We start from the raw sequence: 15,775 nt of genomic DNA, 5'->3' as shown, positions 1-15,775 counted from the left end.
TTCACCTACGAGCTCTGGTACCGCCGCACCCCGCCGGTGTCGCACTCATGGAGCTTCGGCCTGCTCACACGAGGCTTTCGCGCCATGAGTGGACCGGCCCCGGGAGCGGTGGGGGTTCCCCGGCACGGCGAGGCCGGTCGTCCGGGATCGGGCTGGCATCCGGTTCGTCCGGCTGCTCTGCCCGCCGGGCGGTGATCCGGCGGTTTACCCGGCGCCGGTGCTGGTACCCGGCGGAGATGACACACGACGACAGCACCGGAGTCCGCCGCCTCGTCGACCGGCTGCGCGGCGACGGCCCGGCCGAGGACGTCGAGCCGGACCCGAACCTCGCCAACGCCCGCACCACCGGCGGCGCCGACACCGAGCACGGCGACTCGGCCACCACGACCGGCACCGGCCACACCGGCGAGTACGTGGGCCGGGTGGCCGGCCAGGACGAGGGCTACGCCGGCACCACCGGCGCCGAGGCCAGGGCCGAGGAGACCCCGGACGACCCGGGCCGATGACGCCGCGACGCCCGGGCGGTCAGGCCGCCCCGGGCGTCAGCACGACCTTCACCGCGCCGTCCTGCTTGGCCTGGAACATCGAGTAGGCCTCCGGAGCCTGCTCCAGCGGCAGCCGGTGGGTGGTGAAGTCCTCGACGCCGAGCGGGTCGGCGTCGGTCAGCAGCGGCAGGATCTCCGGCACCCAGCGCCAGACGTTGGCCTGGCCCATCCGCAGCTGGACCTGCTTGTCGAACAGGGTGAGCATCGGCACCGGGGTGGCGGTGCCGCCGTAGACCCCGGACAGCGAGATCGTGCCGCCCCGCCGGACCAGCGCGATCGCCAGCTCCAGCGCGGACGTCCGGTCCGTGCCCGCGGTCTCCATCAGCTTGCGGCCCAGCGCCGTCGGCAGCGAGGCGACCAGCTTCTGCCCGGCCGTCGCCACCGGTGAACCGTGGGCCTCCATACCGACCGCGTCGATGACGGCGTCGGCGCCGCGACCGTGGGTCAGGGAGCCGACGGCGTCGCGCACGTCGGACTCACCACGGCCGAGGTCGAGTGCGGTGACCCCGCGGTCGGCGACCCTGGCCAGCCGCTCGGGCACCACGTCGACCCCGACGACCTGCCGGACGCCGAGGTGCCGGGCGATCCGGGTGCACATGTCGCCGATCGGCCCGAGCCCCACGACGACGAGCGTGCCGTCGGCCGGGGTGTCGGCGTAGCGGACCGCCTGGTACGCCGTGGGGAGCACGTCGGACAGGAACAGGAACCGGTCGTCCGGCGGGCCGTCCGGGACCCTGATCGGCAGCGAGTTGCCGAACGGCACCCGCAGGTACTCGGCCTGCCCGCCGGGCACCTGGCCGTAGAGCTCGGTGTAGCCGAACAGCGAGGCACCGGTGCCCATCTCGCGGTTCTGGGTCGTCTCGCACTGCGACTGCAGGCCCCGCTCACAGGTCCAGCAGTGCCCGCAACTGACGTTGAACGGGATGACCACCCGGTCCCCCACCGACAGCTCGGTGACCTCGGGCCCGGTCTCCGCGACGACGCCCATCGGCTCGTGCCCGAGGATGTCGCCCGCGCTCAGGTACGGCGTGAGCACCTCGTAGAGGTGCAGGTCCGAGCCGCAGAGGCCGGTGCTGGTGATCTGCACGACGACGTCGTCGGGCTTCTCGATCACGGGGTCGGGCACGGTGTCGACACGGACGTCACGACGTCCGTGCCAGGTCAGGGCACGCATCGGCGCCTCCTTCTCCGATCGGGTACCGGACGGCCCGCGCCGGGACCCCGGTCGCGTCCGGGCAGGTCCCGGCCGGGCCGACCGGTACGGAGCAGCGGCTACCCGGGCCCCGCGGCGGGAAACCGATGACCGCACCGCGGCTCCCCGCCCGTACCCGGCCGACGACGGGGCGCAGGGCTCCACCGGACGGACCGGTCGGACCGATCGGTGCCGCCCCGGCCATGCGGCCGGGCCGCCCGACCGACGGTCGAGTACGAGCTGGGAGCCGGGGTGCGCGACGCCGGCTCAGCCCTCGTCGTCGTCGTTCCGGGTCTGGTTGGCGATGTCGCCCGACTGGACCCTGAACGGCGTCAGCGAGGGCTTGCACCCGATGAAGGCCGCCGCCGGAGCGGCACCGGAGCCGCCCACCAGATCTGCCTTGTCCGGATCCACGATGTCACCCGTGTTGAAAGCCCGGTCCTCCGCGGTGATGAACATCGACAGGCCGGCGAGGACCGCGGGCTTGGTGTCGCTGCCCAGGGTGAACAGGAACCCCACACGGTTGCCGTCGAACTCCGCGCAGGTCACCCGCCCCGTCGTCTTCACGAAGGCGGTCTCGATCGACGCCCCGCCGACGACCGTCCCGTCGGGCCGCTTGGTCACGTCCCAGCTGAACGGCCCCAGGTCGCTCACTCCGTCGGCGTTCGACGTGTAGGTGGTCCCGCCCTGGGTCTGGGCGGCCGCGGTCCCGGTGAAGGCGATCCCGGCGGCGAGCACGAGTGCGGACAGCACAGCAATGATCTTCATGATGCCGTCAACCACTCCGGACGGGCTCGGATACGGCGCCCCGGCCCGGTTCCACCGGACGGGTGCCCGCGTCGCTCACGACGGGGTGATTACGTTGTCCTGCAACGGTTCTATCCGAGGATCGACGGCATGGCGCCGACCGGCCGGCGGGCCCGGCGCGGTACGCCGGGCCCGCCCGCGGTCACTGGCCGGGACCGGCGGCGGGCTTCGTCGTCCCGGGGTCGTCGGGCGTGCACACGGTGCCGTCGGCCGGGAGGTTCCCGTCGATCAGCGTCGCGTCCACGGCCGCGTCGACGCATCCGCCGCTGGTGCGGTACGAACCGTGGCCGACGCCCTCGCGGGTCAGCAGCACCGCGGACTCCAGGCGCCCGGCCATCGCCTCCGCCCAGTGGTGCGGCGACACCGGGTCCACCCGCCCACCGACGACCAGGATCGGCGGGGCACCGGCGCCGGTCAGCGGCTCGGCGATCCGGTCCTCGTTGCGCACCGGCCACTGTGCGCAGTTCAGCGCGCTGTAGGCGGCACGGTAACCCATCCGACCACCGCGCTCGGTGATCCGGGTGGCGGCGGTGGTGTGGGCCGCGATGTCGGTCGGCGTCTGCCAGTCCATGCAGCGCACCGCGTTGTGGCTCTCCTGGTGGGTGGCCAGCGGAGCACCGAACGGGGACACCGAGACGAGGGTGACCAGGAAGTGCAGCAGCGTGCCGTCGCCCTGCTCGGCACTCGTCAGCCCGGCGGTGAGCGTCGGCCAGAGGAACCGCGCCCCGGCGCCGGACCGGACGGCCTCGATCGCCACGGCACCGTCCAGGGTGCCGCCGGGGGTCAGCCCCTCGACCGGCGGGACCTGCAGCGGGTTCGCCTCCAGCCGGGCGACCAGCGCGTCGAACGCCGCCTCGGGATCGCCGGCGCCGAAGGGACACGCCGCCACGCCCTCGGCCCGGCAGGTGTCGAACCACGCCGCCAGGGTCGCCTCGTTGGCCCGGTCGACGTCGTCGAGCAGGGCCAGCGGGTCGGTGCGCCACAGCTCGGTGTCCACCGGCGCGTCGATGACCATCTGCCGGACGCGGTCCGGGAACAGCGTGGCGTACGTCGGCCCGACGACCGTGCCGTAGGAGACCCCGTAGAAGGTGATCTGCTCCTCGCCGATCGCGGCCCGGACCTGGTCCATGTCCCGGGCGACGTTGTCGGTGGACAGGCTCGCGAGGAACTGCGGGCTCTGGTGGGCCGCACAGCCCGCGGCGAACTCCGCGGCGTCGGCCTGCAGCTCGGGGAGCGGCTTGCCGCCCGGGACGGCCGGGTCGAGGTCGTCGGCCGCCCGCGCCGCGCGCTGCTCGTCGGTCAGGCAGCGGACCTCACCGGACGCACCGACACCGCGCGGGTCCATGCCGACGACGTCGAACCGCGCCAGCACGGCCGGGGAGAACATGCCGGTGCCCTGCGCGGCGTCGATCCCCTGCACCTGCTCGGTCGCGGGCACGCCCGGCCCGCCGGGGTTGAAGAACAGCGTGCCGATGCGCTGGGCGGGATCGGTCGCCCGGTGCCGCACGACCGCGATCGGGATCGTCTCCCCCGCCGGCTCGGTGTACTCGACCGGCACCTCGACGGTGGCGCAGTCGCGGTTCGGCCCGCACTCGCTCCACTCGATCGGGGCAGGTACCGGGGCCGGCGGCCCGGACGGCGCGGAGGAGGCCGCACCGGTGCACCCGGTCAGCAGCAGGACGGAGGCGGCGAGGACCGCGGCCCCCCTCGACACGACCGTCCACCGGCCGCGCCCCGGCGGCCGCTGCGTCCCGGTCGGTACCTGGTCGGCCGACGTCGGCCCGGAGATCACGATGCTCACACCCTCCCGCTCGACGGCCGGTCGGCCGCCCACCAGCGATGACTTCTCGATCGCGATCCATCGCACCGCACGGTGCGGGGCCGTCCCAGTGGCGACGGGTCACGCGCACCGGTGACGTGGTGTCACTACCGCCCCGGGGGGAGGCCGTGCACCGAAACGCGTTCCCCCCGGCACCGGAGCCGTGCAGGATGGGCGGGAGTGGACGAGCACACGGGATGGGCCGTTCACCGGCCGTCGACCCTCGCGTGGGTGCACCGGCACCTCGACGCCGGGGAACGGGTCGTCGGGTCCGCGCCCCTGCCCGGCGGGATCAGCGCCGAGATGCGGACGCTGACCGTCGCCGCGCGGACCGGCGGCACCCGGGCGCTGGTGCTGCGGTCCCTGCCCGGCACCGGCCGGGCCGCCGAGCCGCTCACCCGGGAGGCCGACGCCCTCACCCTGCTCGCGGACCACCCCCGCATCCGGGCACCCCGGCTGGTCGCGGTCGATGCCACCGCCCGCCGGTGCGAGCACCCGTCACTGCTGATGACCCACCTGCCGGGCCGGGCGGTCCTCGACGACGAGGGTGTGGCGGACCGGGTGCCCCTGCTGGCCCGCCGGCTGGTCGAGATCCACGCCGTCCGCCCCGCCGCACGTCCCCCGGTGTTCACGACCCTGACCACCGCCGACACCGTCGTCCCCCCGGAGGGCGCCGACGCCGAGGCGTGGGCGGCCGCGACCGACCTGCTCCGCGACGCCGTGCCGCACTGGACGGGGCGGCACCTGCACCGCGACGTCCACCCCGGCAACGTGCTGTTCGGCGACGGGCCGCGGATCACCGGCGTCGTCGACTGGGCGGCGCCGTCCTGGGGGCCGGCGGACCTCGACGTGGCGCACTGCGCCACCACCCTCGAGCTGTTGCACGGTCCCGGGTGGGGTGACCGGTTCACCGCCGCCTACACCGACGCCGGCGGGCGGCTCGCGGTCGCAGCACGGGCCCGCCGGTACTGGCGGGTGCGGGACGCACTGGCGTTCTCCGAGGACGTGCACGTCGTCACGCGCGCGTGGCAGGGCTCGGGCCGCCCGGACCTGACACCGGGCACGGTCGGGGCCCGGCTGGACGGCTACGTCACCGCCCTGATGACGCCACCGGACGGCTGAACGCCGATCAGCGGGGGACCCCGGCCGCGGGGAGGATCGCCTGGTCGACGATCTCGGCCAGCCGCTCCCGGTCCGGTTCCTGCCCCGTGTCGATCCCGTGCTTGAGCACCAGCGCCTCGCCGATGTCCTCGACCACCGGCGTCACCCGGGCCGGGTCGAGGTGACCGAGCCGGGCGTAGTGGTGCAGCACCGTCGCGGTGAACCGGCGCCCGGAGGCGTCGAAGACCTGCTGCAGCGCCGCGACCGTCTCCGGGTGCTGCCGCCGTTCGGCGAGGACGGCCTGGACCGCGCGGGCACTCGGGTGCCGCGACCACTCCAGCAGCAGCTCCAGCGCCCGGATCAGGTCGCCGCGCAGGTCGTCCGCGGCCGGTGACGGCCGCTCGGTCGGGTACGCGGCGCCGATCGCCTCGACCAGCAACGCCCCGGGATCGGGCCAGCGCCGGTAGAGCGTGGTCTTGGCCGTCCCGGCCCGGCGGGCGACGCCCTCCATCGTCAGCCTGCCGAGGCCGACCTCGTCGACCTCGGCGAGGACCGCCTCGTACAGGGCCGCCATCAGCTCGTCCCCGCGACGCCGCGAAGGCACCTGGGATCACCCCTTGTTAGATACGGATCCGTATCTTAATCTCGCATCAATAGCTACGTATCCGTATCTTAAAGGAGACCGTCGTGTCCGTCGCACCGGCACTGCGCGAGCGGGCGCTCGCGCCCGACCTGGCGCGCGGCCTGATGCTCGCCCTGATCGCGCTGGCCCACGCGCAGCTGCTCACCGGTCGCGTGCTCGCCCCGCTGCCGGGCACGACCACGCCGGCGGACACGGTCGTCCAGGTCGTGCTGACCCTGCTCGTCGACAGCCGGGCCTACCCGATGTTCGCGGCCCTGTTCGGCTACGGACTGGTCCAGATCCTGCGCAGCCGGGAGCGCACCGCCGGCCCGGACGGGGCGCGACGGGTACTGCGCCGGCGCGGCGGGTGGCTGGTGGCCTTCGGGATCGGGCACACCGTCCTGCTGTTCACCGGCGACATCCTCGCCGCCTACGGCCTGCTCGCCCTGCTCTGGGCCGGGATGCTGCGCGCCCCGGCCCGCCGCCTGGTCACGATCGCCGTCGTCGCGGCGGGGACCGGGGCGCTGGCGTACGGAGCGGTGCTCGCCGTCCCCGACCCGACCGGCGGCGCCGAGGCTCCCGCCGACCCGCTGACGTCCGCACTCCTGCGGATGACGGTGTTCCCGGTGCTGACCCCGCTGAACGCGGTCATGGCCGCCGCCCCGTTCCTGCTCGGGGTCCTGGCCGCCCGCCGCCGGCTCCTGGAGGACCCGGCGGCCCACCGCCCGCTGCTCCGCCGGGCCGCGGCGGCCGGGATCGGCGTCGCCGTGCTCGGCGCGCTGCCCCAGGCGGCCCGGACGACGGGACTCTGGTCCCCGGACACCGGCGCCGCCGTCGCCGCGGGGGCGCTGCACACCCTCACCGGGTACGCCGGCGGGCTCGGCTACGCCGCGGCGATCGGCCTGCTCGCCGTGCACCTCGGCACCCGCCGGGACTCGGGCCCGACCGGTGCGCTGGTCGCCTGCGGGCGGCGCTCCCTGAGCTGCTACCTCGCCCAGTCCGTGGCCTGGCTGCTGCTGTTCGAGCCCTACCTGCTCGACCTCGGTGGCTCCGTCGGACCGGCCGGGGCGTCGCTCGTCGGGCTGGGGGTGTGGGGCAGCACCGTCGTCGTCGCCGCGCTGGCCGCACGCGCGGGACGGGCCGGGCCCGCCGAGGCACTGCTCCGCCGGCTGGTGGAGCCCGGTCACCGGTGACACCGTCACCGCGGCACGCCGCCCCTTGCGACAGCCCCTTCCCGACGAGCCTCACCACTCCGGCTTGACCGTGCCGCAACGGCACGGTGTCTTCTTGTCCCATGAGCGAGTCGGCGAGGAGCGGAGCAGGCGACATGACGGGCGCGACCAGCGGCAGGCACCAGGGCGGGATCCCCGGGCCGGGCCATCACGGCAACCCGGAGGACCCGACGCTCGCCATGCCCGCCGTGGGCACGGTGGGCGCACCCGGCCTGTCCGAGGCTGCCACCCCGCCGCACGGCGTCCCGGCCGTCCCGGCGGCCGCGACCCCGGCGGCGCCGGTGAAGAAGCGCCGGTTCCGCTGGAAGAAGGAGCACTACACGCCCGAGGAGCTCGCGGAGTCCCGCGAGGCCCTGCGCAAGGTCGCCCCGTGGGACGGCCCGATGCGGGGCGGCGACTGGTTCATCATCATCGCGACCGTCGCGATCGTCGTGCTGAACCTGGCGTCGATGCCGTTCCGGCCGCTGCTCATCGCGTCGTACCCGGTCGCGCTGGCCGCGGTCACCGGCAGCCTGTCGGCGATCGGTGCCGGGGCCGCGTTCGCCCGGATCGGTGAGGCCGACCTGTGGCTGGTGGTCGCGGCCGGGATCTTCGGGATGATCAAGTTCGACTGGCTGTTCTGGCTGGCCGGCCGCCGCTGGGGCGCGAAGATCATCGAGCTCTGGGCGCCGGGCGCGGCGGCCAAGCGGTTCGTGGCACGGGTGCGGTCCGCCCCGCGCTGGGTCCTGCCGATCGCCGTCGTCGCGGCGGCGCTGCCGGGCGTCCCCGCCCCCGCGGTCTTCGCGCTGGCCGGCATGGGCCGGATGCGGCTGCTGCCGTTCATGGTGCTCAACGCCCTCGGTGCCGGGCTCATCGCCGGACTGGTGGCCTGGCTCGGCTACAGCATCGGGCAGCACGCCGTCGACGTCGTCCTCGCGGTCGACAAGTACGCGCTGTGGATCACCCTCGGCCTCGTCGTGGTGGTCTCGGTGCAGGCCAGCATGAAGGCCCAGAAGGAGCAGAAGGCCAAGAAGGCACAGCAGGCCGCCGAGCAGAACCAGGCCTGATCTCGGCCCGGCCCGCGCTCTTCGTACTCATGGAGCTTCAGCCCCGTACGACCGGGCCGAAGCTCCATGAGTATCCCGGGCCCCTATCCACTCATGGAGCTTCGGCCCGGTGTCACCGGGCTGAAGCTCCATGAGTGTGTCCGGGGGCCGGGGGCGGGGGCGGGGGCCGGGCTCAGGGAGTGGCGCGTAGCGGGCGGTAGGCCGCGCGGTACGAGCGGGGGCCGGCCAGCGGGGTGGTGAGGCGCAGCAGCCGGTCGGGCAGCGCGGCGATCCGCGACATCCGGTCGGTGGCGGCCTGCACGTGCTCGACCCGCGGACGCCGGCGTCGTTCCCAGCGGTCCAGCTTCTCGGCCGTGGTCCCGGGCAGTGCCATCGTCTCGCCGAGGACGACGGCGTCCTCCAGCGCCATCGCCGCCCCCTGCGCCCACACCGGGCCGGTGGCGTGCGCGGCGTCCCCGACCACCACGACCCCGCCCCGGTGCCAGCGGTCGGTACGCAGCTCCTCGACCGGCGCGTGGTGCAGCCGGCCGTCACCGGCGAGGACCGCACCGACCGTCTCGCGGACCGGCCGGGGGAACCCGCCGAAGGTCCGCCGGAGCCACTCCGGGTCGGTGTCCACCGGTTCGCCCCGGCTGGTGGACGCGTAGCCGTACGCCCGCCCGCCGCCCATCGGGATCAGCAGGAACGTGCCCCGGCGCCCGGTCCACGCCGTCCAGTGCTCGACGCCCGGGTCGGCGGTGACCAGCCGCCAGCTGCCCGGGGTCATGACCGACGGAGCCGGGACGGCCGGCGAGACGATCCCGCGGACGACGGACCGGATGCCGTCCGCCCCGACCACCAGGTCGTAGCTGCGCCGGGTCCCGTCCTCGAACGTCACGGTGCTCGGCCCGTCCCCCGCGCCGTCGTCGATCCCGAGGACCCGGGTGCCGAACCGGACGTCCAGGCCCCGGGCCAGCTCCGCGCCGAGCTCGGCGTGCGACACGCACCAGGACTCGGCGACGCCGGACCAGAATCCGGCCTCGTCCACGGAGAAGAGCAGCCGGTCGGTCGCGCTGCGGTACTCCCGGCGCCGGATCGGGAACGCGGACAGGTGCGGCCCCGCGTCGATCCCGAGCGACCGCAACGCCCGGACCGCGTTGCCCGGGAGGTTCAGCGCCGTCCCGGAGCGCGGAGGTTCGAGGCGCCGCTCGACGATCGTGACATCGAGCCCGCGGCGCCGGAGCACGCGTGCGACGGCGCAGCCGGCGATCCCGGCGCCCACGACCAGCGTGGCGGTCATCGGTTCCTTCCCTGCCCGGCGGTCGTCGGGGCACCGGCCACGGTAGTGCGGGCGAGGGGTCCGCGCGGGCGGCGATCGTGCCTCGGGCGGCACCGGGGCGTGCTCAGCGGGGGACGCCGGCCCGGCCCACGGCGTCGAACGCCTCGGCCAGCGCCGCCCGCACCGCCCGGATCGCCGGGCGGGACACCGCCGCCGCCCGGACCGAGGTGAAGACCTCCCGGTGCGACGGCCCGGGCAGCTCGATCAGCCGGACGCCCACGGCGTTGCCGGTCCACACCAGGTCCGGCAGCAGCCCGACGGCGTGCCCGGCCCGCACCAGGTGCACGTGGATCTCCAGGTCGGCCGAGTCGAACCGGATGTCCGGCTCGAACCCGGCGGCCCGGCACTGCTGCACCGCCCAGTTCCGGGCCGCGGTGCCCTCGGGCTCCATCACCCAGGGCATCGAGGCGGCGCCGGGCAGGTCGGTGATCCCGGACACCGCCGGGACGACCAGGCGCACCGGGTCGGTCCCCAGCACCTGCCGGTCAAGCCGTTCCCGGTGCGCCCGGGTGTGCCCGGGGTACTGCTCGGCGATCGCGAGATCGAACCCGCGGGCCTCCAGCTCGGTCAGTCCGACCTCCGGCGGCAGCACCGACGCCTCCACCCGCAGGTAGGGCGCCGCGGTCCGCAGCCGGGTCAGCGCCGCCGGGAGCAGCACCCGGCCGGTCGTCTCCAGCGTCGCCAGGCGCACCGTCTCGGTGACCGCCTCGTCCGGGCGCAGCTCGCTGCGGACGCTCTCCTCCAGGTCGAGCACCTGCGCGGCGTACCGGGCGACCCGCTCGCCCTGCGGGGTCAGCCGCACCCGGCGGCCGTCGGGCTCCAGCAGCCGGACCCCGACCTCGTCCTCCAGCTTCGCGAGCTGAGCCGACACGCTCGACGGGCTGTAGTTCAGCCGCTGCGCGACCGCGGTCACGGTGCCCCGGCGGTGCAGCTCGTGCAGCAGGTGGAGGCGACGGAGATCCCACATGGACACACCTTTCGGTTCTACCGAACAGTATCCTTCTCATTTCGTCGCTATTCGCGAAGGGTATGTCCTGAGACGCTCCTCCGAACCGGGCAACCCCGACACGAAGGAGACGAGGGGAATGAGTACCGACCGACCGACCGCAGTGGTCATCGATGAGGCACTGGCCGACGACGCGGTCGCGTTGGTCCGCCGCTGGCTGGAGAACAGCCGCAGCGAGCCGGTGGACGCCTCCGCGCAGCGCCTCGCCGGCGTCCTGAACGACCCCAACGGGCTCGCCTTCACCGTCGGCTTCGTCGACGGCGTGATCCGCCCGGAGGACCCGCGCGCCGCGGCCCGCAACCTGGCCGCGCTGGTGCCGATCATCCCGAAGTTCCTGCCGCTGCCGCTGCGCGCCGCGGTCCGCGCCGGCGCGCTGGCCGGGAAGGTGCTGCCCGGCGTCGTCGTCCCGGTGGCCCAGGCGTCGCTGCGCCAGATGGTCCGCCACCTGCTGATCGACGCCTCGGACCGCCGGCTCGGCCCGGCGATCAAGCGGATCCGCAACTCGCAGGACGGCGCCCGGCTCAACATCAACCTGCTCGGCGAGGCCATCCTCGGTGAGGGCGAGGCCGCCCGCCGGGTCGAGGGCACCCGCGCGCTGCTCGCCCGCGACGACGTCGACTACGTCTCGATCAAGGTCTCCTCCACCGTGGCCCCGCACGACCCGTGGTCGTTCGACAAGGCCGTCGCCGACGCCGTCGAGGCGCTCGCCCCGCTGTACCGGCTCGCCCGCACGGCCCCGGGCGGGCAGAAGTTCCTCAACCTCGACATGGAGGAGTACAAGGACCTCGACCTCACCCTCGCGGTCTTCACCACGCTGCTGGACCGCCCGGAGTTCGCCGACCTGGAGGCCGGGATCGTCCTGCAGGCCTACCTGCCGGACGCGCTGTCGGTGATGATCCGGCTGCAGGAGTGGGCGGCCGCCCGCGTCGCCCGGGGCGGGGCCCGGATCAAGGTCCGCGTCGTGAAGGGCGCCAACCTGCCGATGGAGCAGGTCGACGCCGAGGTCCACGACTGGCCGCTCGCGACGTGTGACAGCAAGCTGGCCTCGGACGCCTCGTACAAGGCCGTCCTGGACTACGCGTTGCGCCCGGAGCACACCGCTGCGGTGCGGATCGGCATCGCCGGGCACAACCTGTTCGACATCGCGCTGGCCTGGCTGCTGGCCGGGCGCCGCCGATGTCGAGACGGCGTCGAGATCGAGATGCTGCTCGGCATGGCCACCGCGCAGGCCGCGGCGGTCCGGGCCGACGTCGGCTCGCTGCTGCTCTACACCCCGGTCGTGCACCCGGCCGAGTTCGACGTCGCGATCGCCTACCTGATCCGGCGGCTCGAGGAGGGTGCCTCCCCGGAGAACTACATGTCCGCCGCGTTCGACCTCGACGCGAACCCGGACCTCTTCGAGCGCGAGAAGCGCCGCTTCCTCGACTCCGTGGCCATCATGCCGACCGAGCCGCCCGCGCCGAACCGGTCGCAGGACCGCAGCCGGCCCGAGGCCCCCGCCCCGCTGCACGGGTTCACCAACACCCCCGACACCGACACCTCGGTGGCCGCCAACCGCACCTGGGGCGACCGCATCCGGACGAAGATGCGCGACTCGGTGCTCGGGGAGCAGACCGTCACCGACGGCACCGTCACCTCCCGCACCGAGCTGGAGGAGATCGTCACCGGCGCCCGCGCGGCCGGCGAGTCCTGGCGCGCGCTCGGCGCCGACAAGCGGGCCGAGATCCTGCACCGGGCCGGTGACGAGCTGGCCGCCCGGCGCGCCGAGCTGCTGGAGGTCATGGGCTCGGAGTGCGGGAAGCTGCTGGAGCAGGGCGACCCCGAGGTAAGCGAGGCGATCGACTTCGCACACTTCTACGCCGAGTCCGGCCGCAACCTCGAGACCGTCGACGGCGCCCGGTACGAGTCCGCGGCGCTGACCGTCGTGACCCCGCCGTGGAACTTCCCGGTGGCCATCCCGGCCGGCTCGACGCTGGCCGCGCTCGCCGCGGGCTCCCCCGTGGTGTTCAAGCCGGCCGACCCGGCCCGGCGCTGCGGCGCCGTCGTCGCCGAGGCGCTGTGGGCCGCGGGCGTCCCGCGGGACGTGCTGCGCTTCGTCCGGCTCGACGAGTCCAGCCTCGGTTCCGAGCTGATCTCGCACCCGGCCGTCGAGCGGGTCATCCTCACCGGCGCCTACGAGACCGCCGAGCTGTTCCGCTCGATGCGGCCCAACCTGCCGCTGCTCGCCGAGACCAGCGGCAAGAACGCGATCATCGTGACCCCGGCGGCCGACCTGGACCTCGCCGCCCGCGACGTCGCCCGCTCGGCCTTCGGGCACGCCGGCCAGAAGTGCTCGGCGGCCTCGCTGGTCGTGCTCGTCGGCTCGGTCGCGACCTCGAAGCGCTTCCGCCGCCAGCTCATCGACGCGGTGTCCTCGCTGCGGGTCGGCTGGGCCTGGGAGGAGGGCGCCCAGGTCGGCCCGCTGATCGGGCCGGCCGAGGGCAAGCTGCTCTCCGCGCTGACCACGCTGGGCGACGGCGAGCGCTGGGTGATCGCCCCCGAGCGCCTCGACGAGACCGGCACCCTGTGGCGCCCCGGCGTCCGGGAGAACGTGCAGCCCGGCTCGGAGTACCACCTCACCGAGTACTTCGGCCCGGTGCTCGGCATCATGACCGCGCCGACCCTGGAGAAGGCCGTCGAGCTGGTCAACCAGGTCGACTACGGGCTCACCTCCGGCCTGCACTCGCTGGACCCCGAAGAGATCGACACCTGGCTCGCGACCGTCGAGGCCGGCAACGCCTACGTCAACCGGGGCATCACCGGCGCGATCGTGCAGCGCCAGGCCTTCGGCGGCTGGAAGAAGTCCGCGGTCGGCGCCGGCACCAAGGCCGGTGGCCCGAACTACCTCGTCGGGCTGGGCAGCTGGACCGACTCGCCGGTGCGCGCGGACGCACCGGACGACGCCCTGTCCGCCCGGGTGCTGCGCGGTGCCCGCGCGGCCGACCTGGACGAGGCGGACCTGGCCTGGCTCTCCGGTGCGCTGAGCACCGACGTCACGGCGCTGCGGGAGGAGTTCGGCATCGCGCGGGACGCGACCGGGCTGGTCAGCGAGCACAACGTGCTGCGCTACCACCCGATGCCGGTCACCGTCCGGCACGGCGGCGGGCACGCCGCCGAGCTGCTGCGGATCGTCGCCGCCGGGGCCAGGGTCTCCGCCCCGGTCACCGTCAGCACGGCGACCGAGCTGCCCGCGGCGCTGCACGACGCGCTGGTCGCGCTCGGCGCGTCGGTCCGCCACGACGACACCGGTGCCTGGCACACCCGGGCCCGGGAGCTGGGCGTCACCGGCGGGCGGCTGCGGCTGATCGGCACCCCGGCGAGCGAGATCGCGGCCGCCACCGGTGGCTCGCCCGCGCTGGCCGTCTACGACGGGCCGGTCGTCACCGCCGGCCGGGTCGAGCTGCTGCCGTTCCTGCGCGAGCAGGCGGTCTCGGTCACCGCGCACCGCTTCGGTACCCCGCACCCGCACGAGGTCCCGGCCGTCGTGCCGGCGCCACGCTGAACCACGATCCGACACGAGCAAGGGAGCTCATCAGATGCCGGACCAGACCTTCCAGGTCACCGCACTCGTCGTCTACTTCGCCGTCATGATCGGCATCGGCTGGTACGCCTATCGGCAGACCGCCGACCACGAGGGCTACATGCTGGCCGGGCGGCAACTCCCGCCCTGGACGGCGGCGCTGAGTGCCGGCGCCTCGGACATGTCGGGCTGGCTGATGATGGGGCTGCCCGGGGCGATCTACGCCTCCGGGCTGATCGAGGCCTGGATCGCGATCGGGCTGACCGCGGGCGCGTACCTGAACTGGAAGTTCGTGGCGCCGCGCCTGCGGTCCTACACCGAGGTCGCCCGGAACTCGATCACCATCCCGAGCTTCTTCGAGAACCGGTTGCACGACACCTCCCGTGCGCTGCGGGTGGCGTCGGGCGCCATCGTGCTGGTGTTCTTCACCTTCTACGTGTCGTCGATGATGGTCGCCGGGGGCGAGTTCTTCGTGCTCGCCTTCGGCGGCACGTACCTGACCGGCATGATCATCGTGGCCGTCGTGACCCTGGCCTACACGATGATCGGCGGGTTCCTCGGGGCGTCGCTGACCGACGTCGTGCAGGGCCTGATGATGATGCTCGCGCTGCTGGTCGTGCCGGTCATCGCGATCGCCGCGATCGGCGGTCCCGGCGAGACGATGGCGGGCGTGAACGAGATCGACCCGACCCGGCTGTCGTTCATCGGCGGTGCGGCGCTGTCCGCGACGACCGTGCTCGGCATCATCTCGGCCGCCGCCTGGGGCCTGGGCTACTTCGGCCAGCCGCACGTCATCGTGCGGTTCATGGCCATGCGGGACGCCGCCTCCGCGGGCCCGGCCCGCCGGATCGGGATGAGCTGGATGATCGCGACCCTGGTCGGGGCGGTCACCTGCGGCGTCGTCGGGATCGCGTTCTTCCACCGGACCGGGGCCACGCTGGACAACCCCGAGCTGGTCGTGCTGGAGATGTCGCGGATCCTGCTGCACCCGCTGGTCGTCGGGTTCGTGTTCGCCGCCGTGCTGGCCGCCATCATGAGCACGGTGTCCAGCCAGCTGATCGTCAGCTCGTCGGCGTTCGTCGAGGACCTCTACAAGGTCGTCGGGCGGGACGCCTCCCCGGAGCGGCTGATGGCGCTCGGCCGGGGCTGCGTGCTGGCCGTCGCCGTGATCGCCGGGCTGCTGGCGCTCAACCCGAGCGGCACGATCCTGGACCTGGTGGCGTTCGCCTGGGCCGGCTTCGGCGCCTCGTTCGGCCCGGCCGTGCTGCTGTGCCTGTTCTGGCGCCGGCTCACCAACTGGGGTGCGCTGGCCGGGATGATCGTCGGTGCGGTCACGGTGTTCGTGTGGGACGCCTACGCCCCGCAGATCGCCGGCGTCGACCTCTACGAGATCATCCCGGGCTTCCTGGCGAACGTGCTGGTCGCGGTCGTCGTGAGCCGGGCGACCTGGGTCCCGAACGCCGAGCTGGAGCGCGAGTTCGACGCGGCGGCGGAGCTGGCCTCCGGCCGGGTCACCACCGCGTCCTAG

The 15,775-nt window shown here is 74.2% G+C and carries 12 protein-coding genes; 6 read left to right on the top strand and 6 right to left on the bottom strand.

All coding sequences use genetic code 11. The features are described from left to right. The first annotated feature begins 236 nt into the window (after positions 1-236). Positions 237-506: a hypothetical protein gene (locus AFB00_RS16720; protein ID WP_068798013.1), complete on the top strand. Its 270-nt coding sequence runs from the start codon at positions 237-239 to the stop codon at positions 504-506. Positions 507-525: 19 nt separating this feature from the next. Here the strand turns inward: AFB00_RS16720 and AFB00_RS16715 are convergent, their stop codons facing one another. The 3 genes from AFB00_RS16715 to AFB00_RS16700 form a co-directional block, all read right to left on the bottom strand. Next, a complete protein-coding gene (locus AFB00_RS16715; protein ID WP_068798012.1) occupies positions 526-1,719 on the bottom strand; it encodes an alcohol dehydrogenase catalytic domain-containing protein in 1,194 nt (397 codons plus the stop codon). A gap of 285 nt (positions 1,720-2,004) precedes the next feature. Beyond that, a complete protein-coding gene (locus tag AFB00_RS16705) occupies positions 2,005-2,505 on the bottom strand; it encodes a hypothetical protein (protein WP_156819570.1) in 501 nt (166 codons plus the stop codon). Positions 2,506-2,686: 181 nt separating this feature from the next. Then, positions 2,687-4,345 carry an alpha/beta hydrolase gene (locus AFB00_RS16700; RefSeq protein WP_231973959.1) on the bottom strand — a complete coding sequence of 553 codons (1,659 nt, stop codon included), beginning with the start codon at positions 4,343-4,345 and terminating at the stop codon, positions 2,687-2,689. 198 nt (positions 4,346-4,543) lie between these two features. Between AFB00_RS16700 and AFB00_RS16695 the strand changes: the two genes are divergently transcribed. Then, complete coding sequence (locus tag AFB00_RS16695) at positions 4,544-5,485, top strand: phosphotransferase family protein (RefSeq protein ID WP_068798009.1); 942 nt, start codon at positions 4,544-4,546, stop codon at positions 5,483-5,485. A gap of 7 nt (positions 5,486-5,492) precedes the next feature. On the opposite strand, the gene AFB00_RS16690 is transcribed toward AFB00_RS16695, so the two are convergent. After that, a complete protein-coding gene (locus AFB00_RS16690; RefSeq protein ID WP_068798008.1) occupies positions 5,493-6,038 on the bottom strand; it encodes a TetR/AcrR family transcriptional regulator in 546 nt (181 codons plus the stop codon). 113 nt (positions 6,039-6,151) lie between these two features. On the opposite strand from AFB00_RS16690, the gene AFB00_RS16685 reads away from it, so the two are divergent. After that, positions 6,152-7,279, top strand: a complete 1,128-nt coding sequence (locus tag AFB00_RS16685; protein ID WP_231973958.1) for a DUF418 domain-containing protein — start codon at positions 6,152-6,154, stop codon at positions 7,277-7,279. 134 nt (positions 7,280-7,413) lie between these two features. Continuing rightward, a complete protein-coding gene (locus AFB00_RS16680; RefSeq protein WP_197519558.1) occupies positions 7,414-8,364 on the top strand; it encodes a DedA family protein in 951 nt (316 codons plus the stop codon). Between the two features lie 172 nt (positions 8,365-8,536). On the opposite strand, the gene AFB00_RS16675 is transcribed toward AFB00_RS16680, so the two are convergent. Next, on the bottom strand, positions 8,537-9,643 hold the full coding sequence (locus AFB00_RS16675) for an FAD-dependent oxidoreductase (protein ID WP_068798006.1): 1,107 nt from the start codon (positions 9,641-9,643) through the stop codon (positions 8,537-8,539). A 103-nt stretch (positions 9,644-9,746) separates the two neighbouring features. Then, positions 9,747-10,649 (bottom strand): LysR family transcriptional regulator, encoded by a 903-nt coding sequence (locus tag AFB00_RS16670; RefSeq protein WP_068798005.1) that lies wholly within the window; start codon positions 10,647-10,649, stop codon positions 9,747-9,749. A 118-nt stretch (positions 10,650-10,767) separates the two neighbouring features. Here AFB00_RS16670 and AFB00_RS16665 point away from each other — a divergent pair, with 118 nt between their 5' ends. Continuing rightward, on the top strand, positions 10,768-14,229 hold the full coding sequence (locus AFB00_RS16665) for a bifunctional proline dehydrogenase/L-glutamate gamma-semialdehyde dehydrogenase (RefSeq protein ID WP_068798004.1): 3,462 nt from the start codon (positions 10,768-10,770) through the stop codon (positions 14,227-14,229). A 34-nt stretch (positions 14,230-14,263) separates the two neighbouring features. After that, positions 14,264-15,775 (top strand): sodium/proline symporter PutP, encoded by a 1,512-nt coding sequence (gene putP / locus AFB00_RS16660; RefSeq protein WP_068798003.1) that lies wholly within the window; start codon positions 14,264-14,266, stop codon positions 15,773-15,775.

This window comes from Pseudonocardia sp. HH130630-07 (genome assembly GCF_001698125.1).
GTDB lineage: Bacteria > Actinomycetota > Actinomycetes > Mycobacteriales > Pseudonocardiaceae > Pseudonocardia.
This window is presented reverse-complemented; position numbering and strand designations above follow the sequence as displayed.

What these genes read in the sequence shown, in the direction of transcription:
- AFB00_RS16720 (WP_068798013.1), top strand. Translation starts at nt 237, where the DNA reads ATGACACACGACGACAGCACCGGAGTCCGCCGCCTCGTCGACCGGCTG.
- AFB00_RS16705 (WP_156819570.1), bottom strand. Translation starts at nt 2,505, where the DNA reads ATGAAGATCATTGCTGTGCTGTCCGCACTCGTGCTCGCCGCCGGGATC.
- AFB00_RS16680 (WP_197519558.1), top strand. Translation starts at nt 7,414, where the DNA reads ATGACGGGCGCGACCAGCGGCAGGCACCAGGGCGGGATCCCCGGGCCG.
- AFB00_RS16665 (WP_068798004.1), top strand. Translation starts at nt 10,768, where the DNA reads ATGAGTACCGACCGACCGACCGCAGTGGTCATCGATGAGGCACTGGCC.
- putP (WP_068798003.1), top strand. Translation starts at nt 14,264, where the DNA reads ATGCCGGACCAGACCTTCCAGGTCACCGCACTCGTCGTCTACTTCGCC.
- AFB00_RS16715 (WP_068798012.1), bottom strand. Translation starts at nt 1,719, where the DNA reads ATGCGTGCCCTGACCTGGCACGGACGTCGTGACGTCCGTGTCGACACC.
- AFB00_RS16690 (WP_068798008.1), bottom strand. Translation starts at nt 6,038, where the DNA reads ATGGCGGCCCTGTACGAGGCGGTCCTCGCCGAGGTCGACGAGGTCGGC.
- AFB00_RS16670 (WP_068798005.1), bottom strand. Translation starts at nt 10,649, where the DNA reads ATGTGGGATCTCCGTCGCCTCCACCTGCTGCACGAGCTGCACCGCCGG.
- AFB00_RS16675 (WP_068798006.1), bottom strand. Translation starts at nt 9,643, where the DNA reads ATGACCGCCACGCTGGTCGTGGGCGCCGGGATCGCCGGCTGCGCCGTC.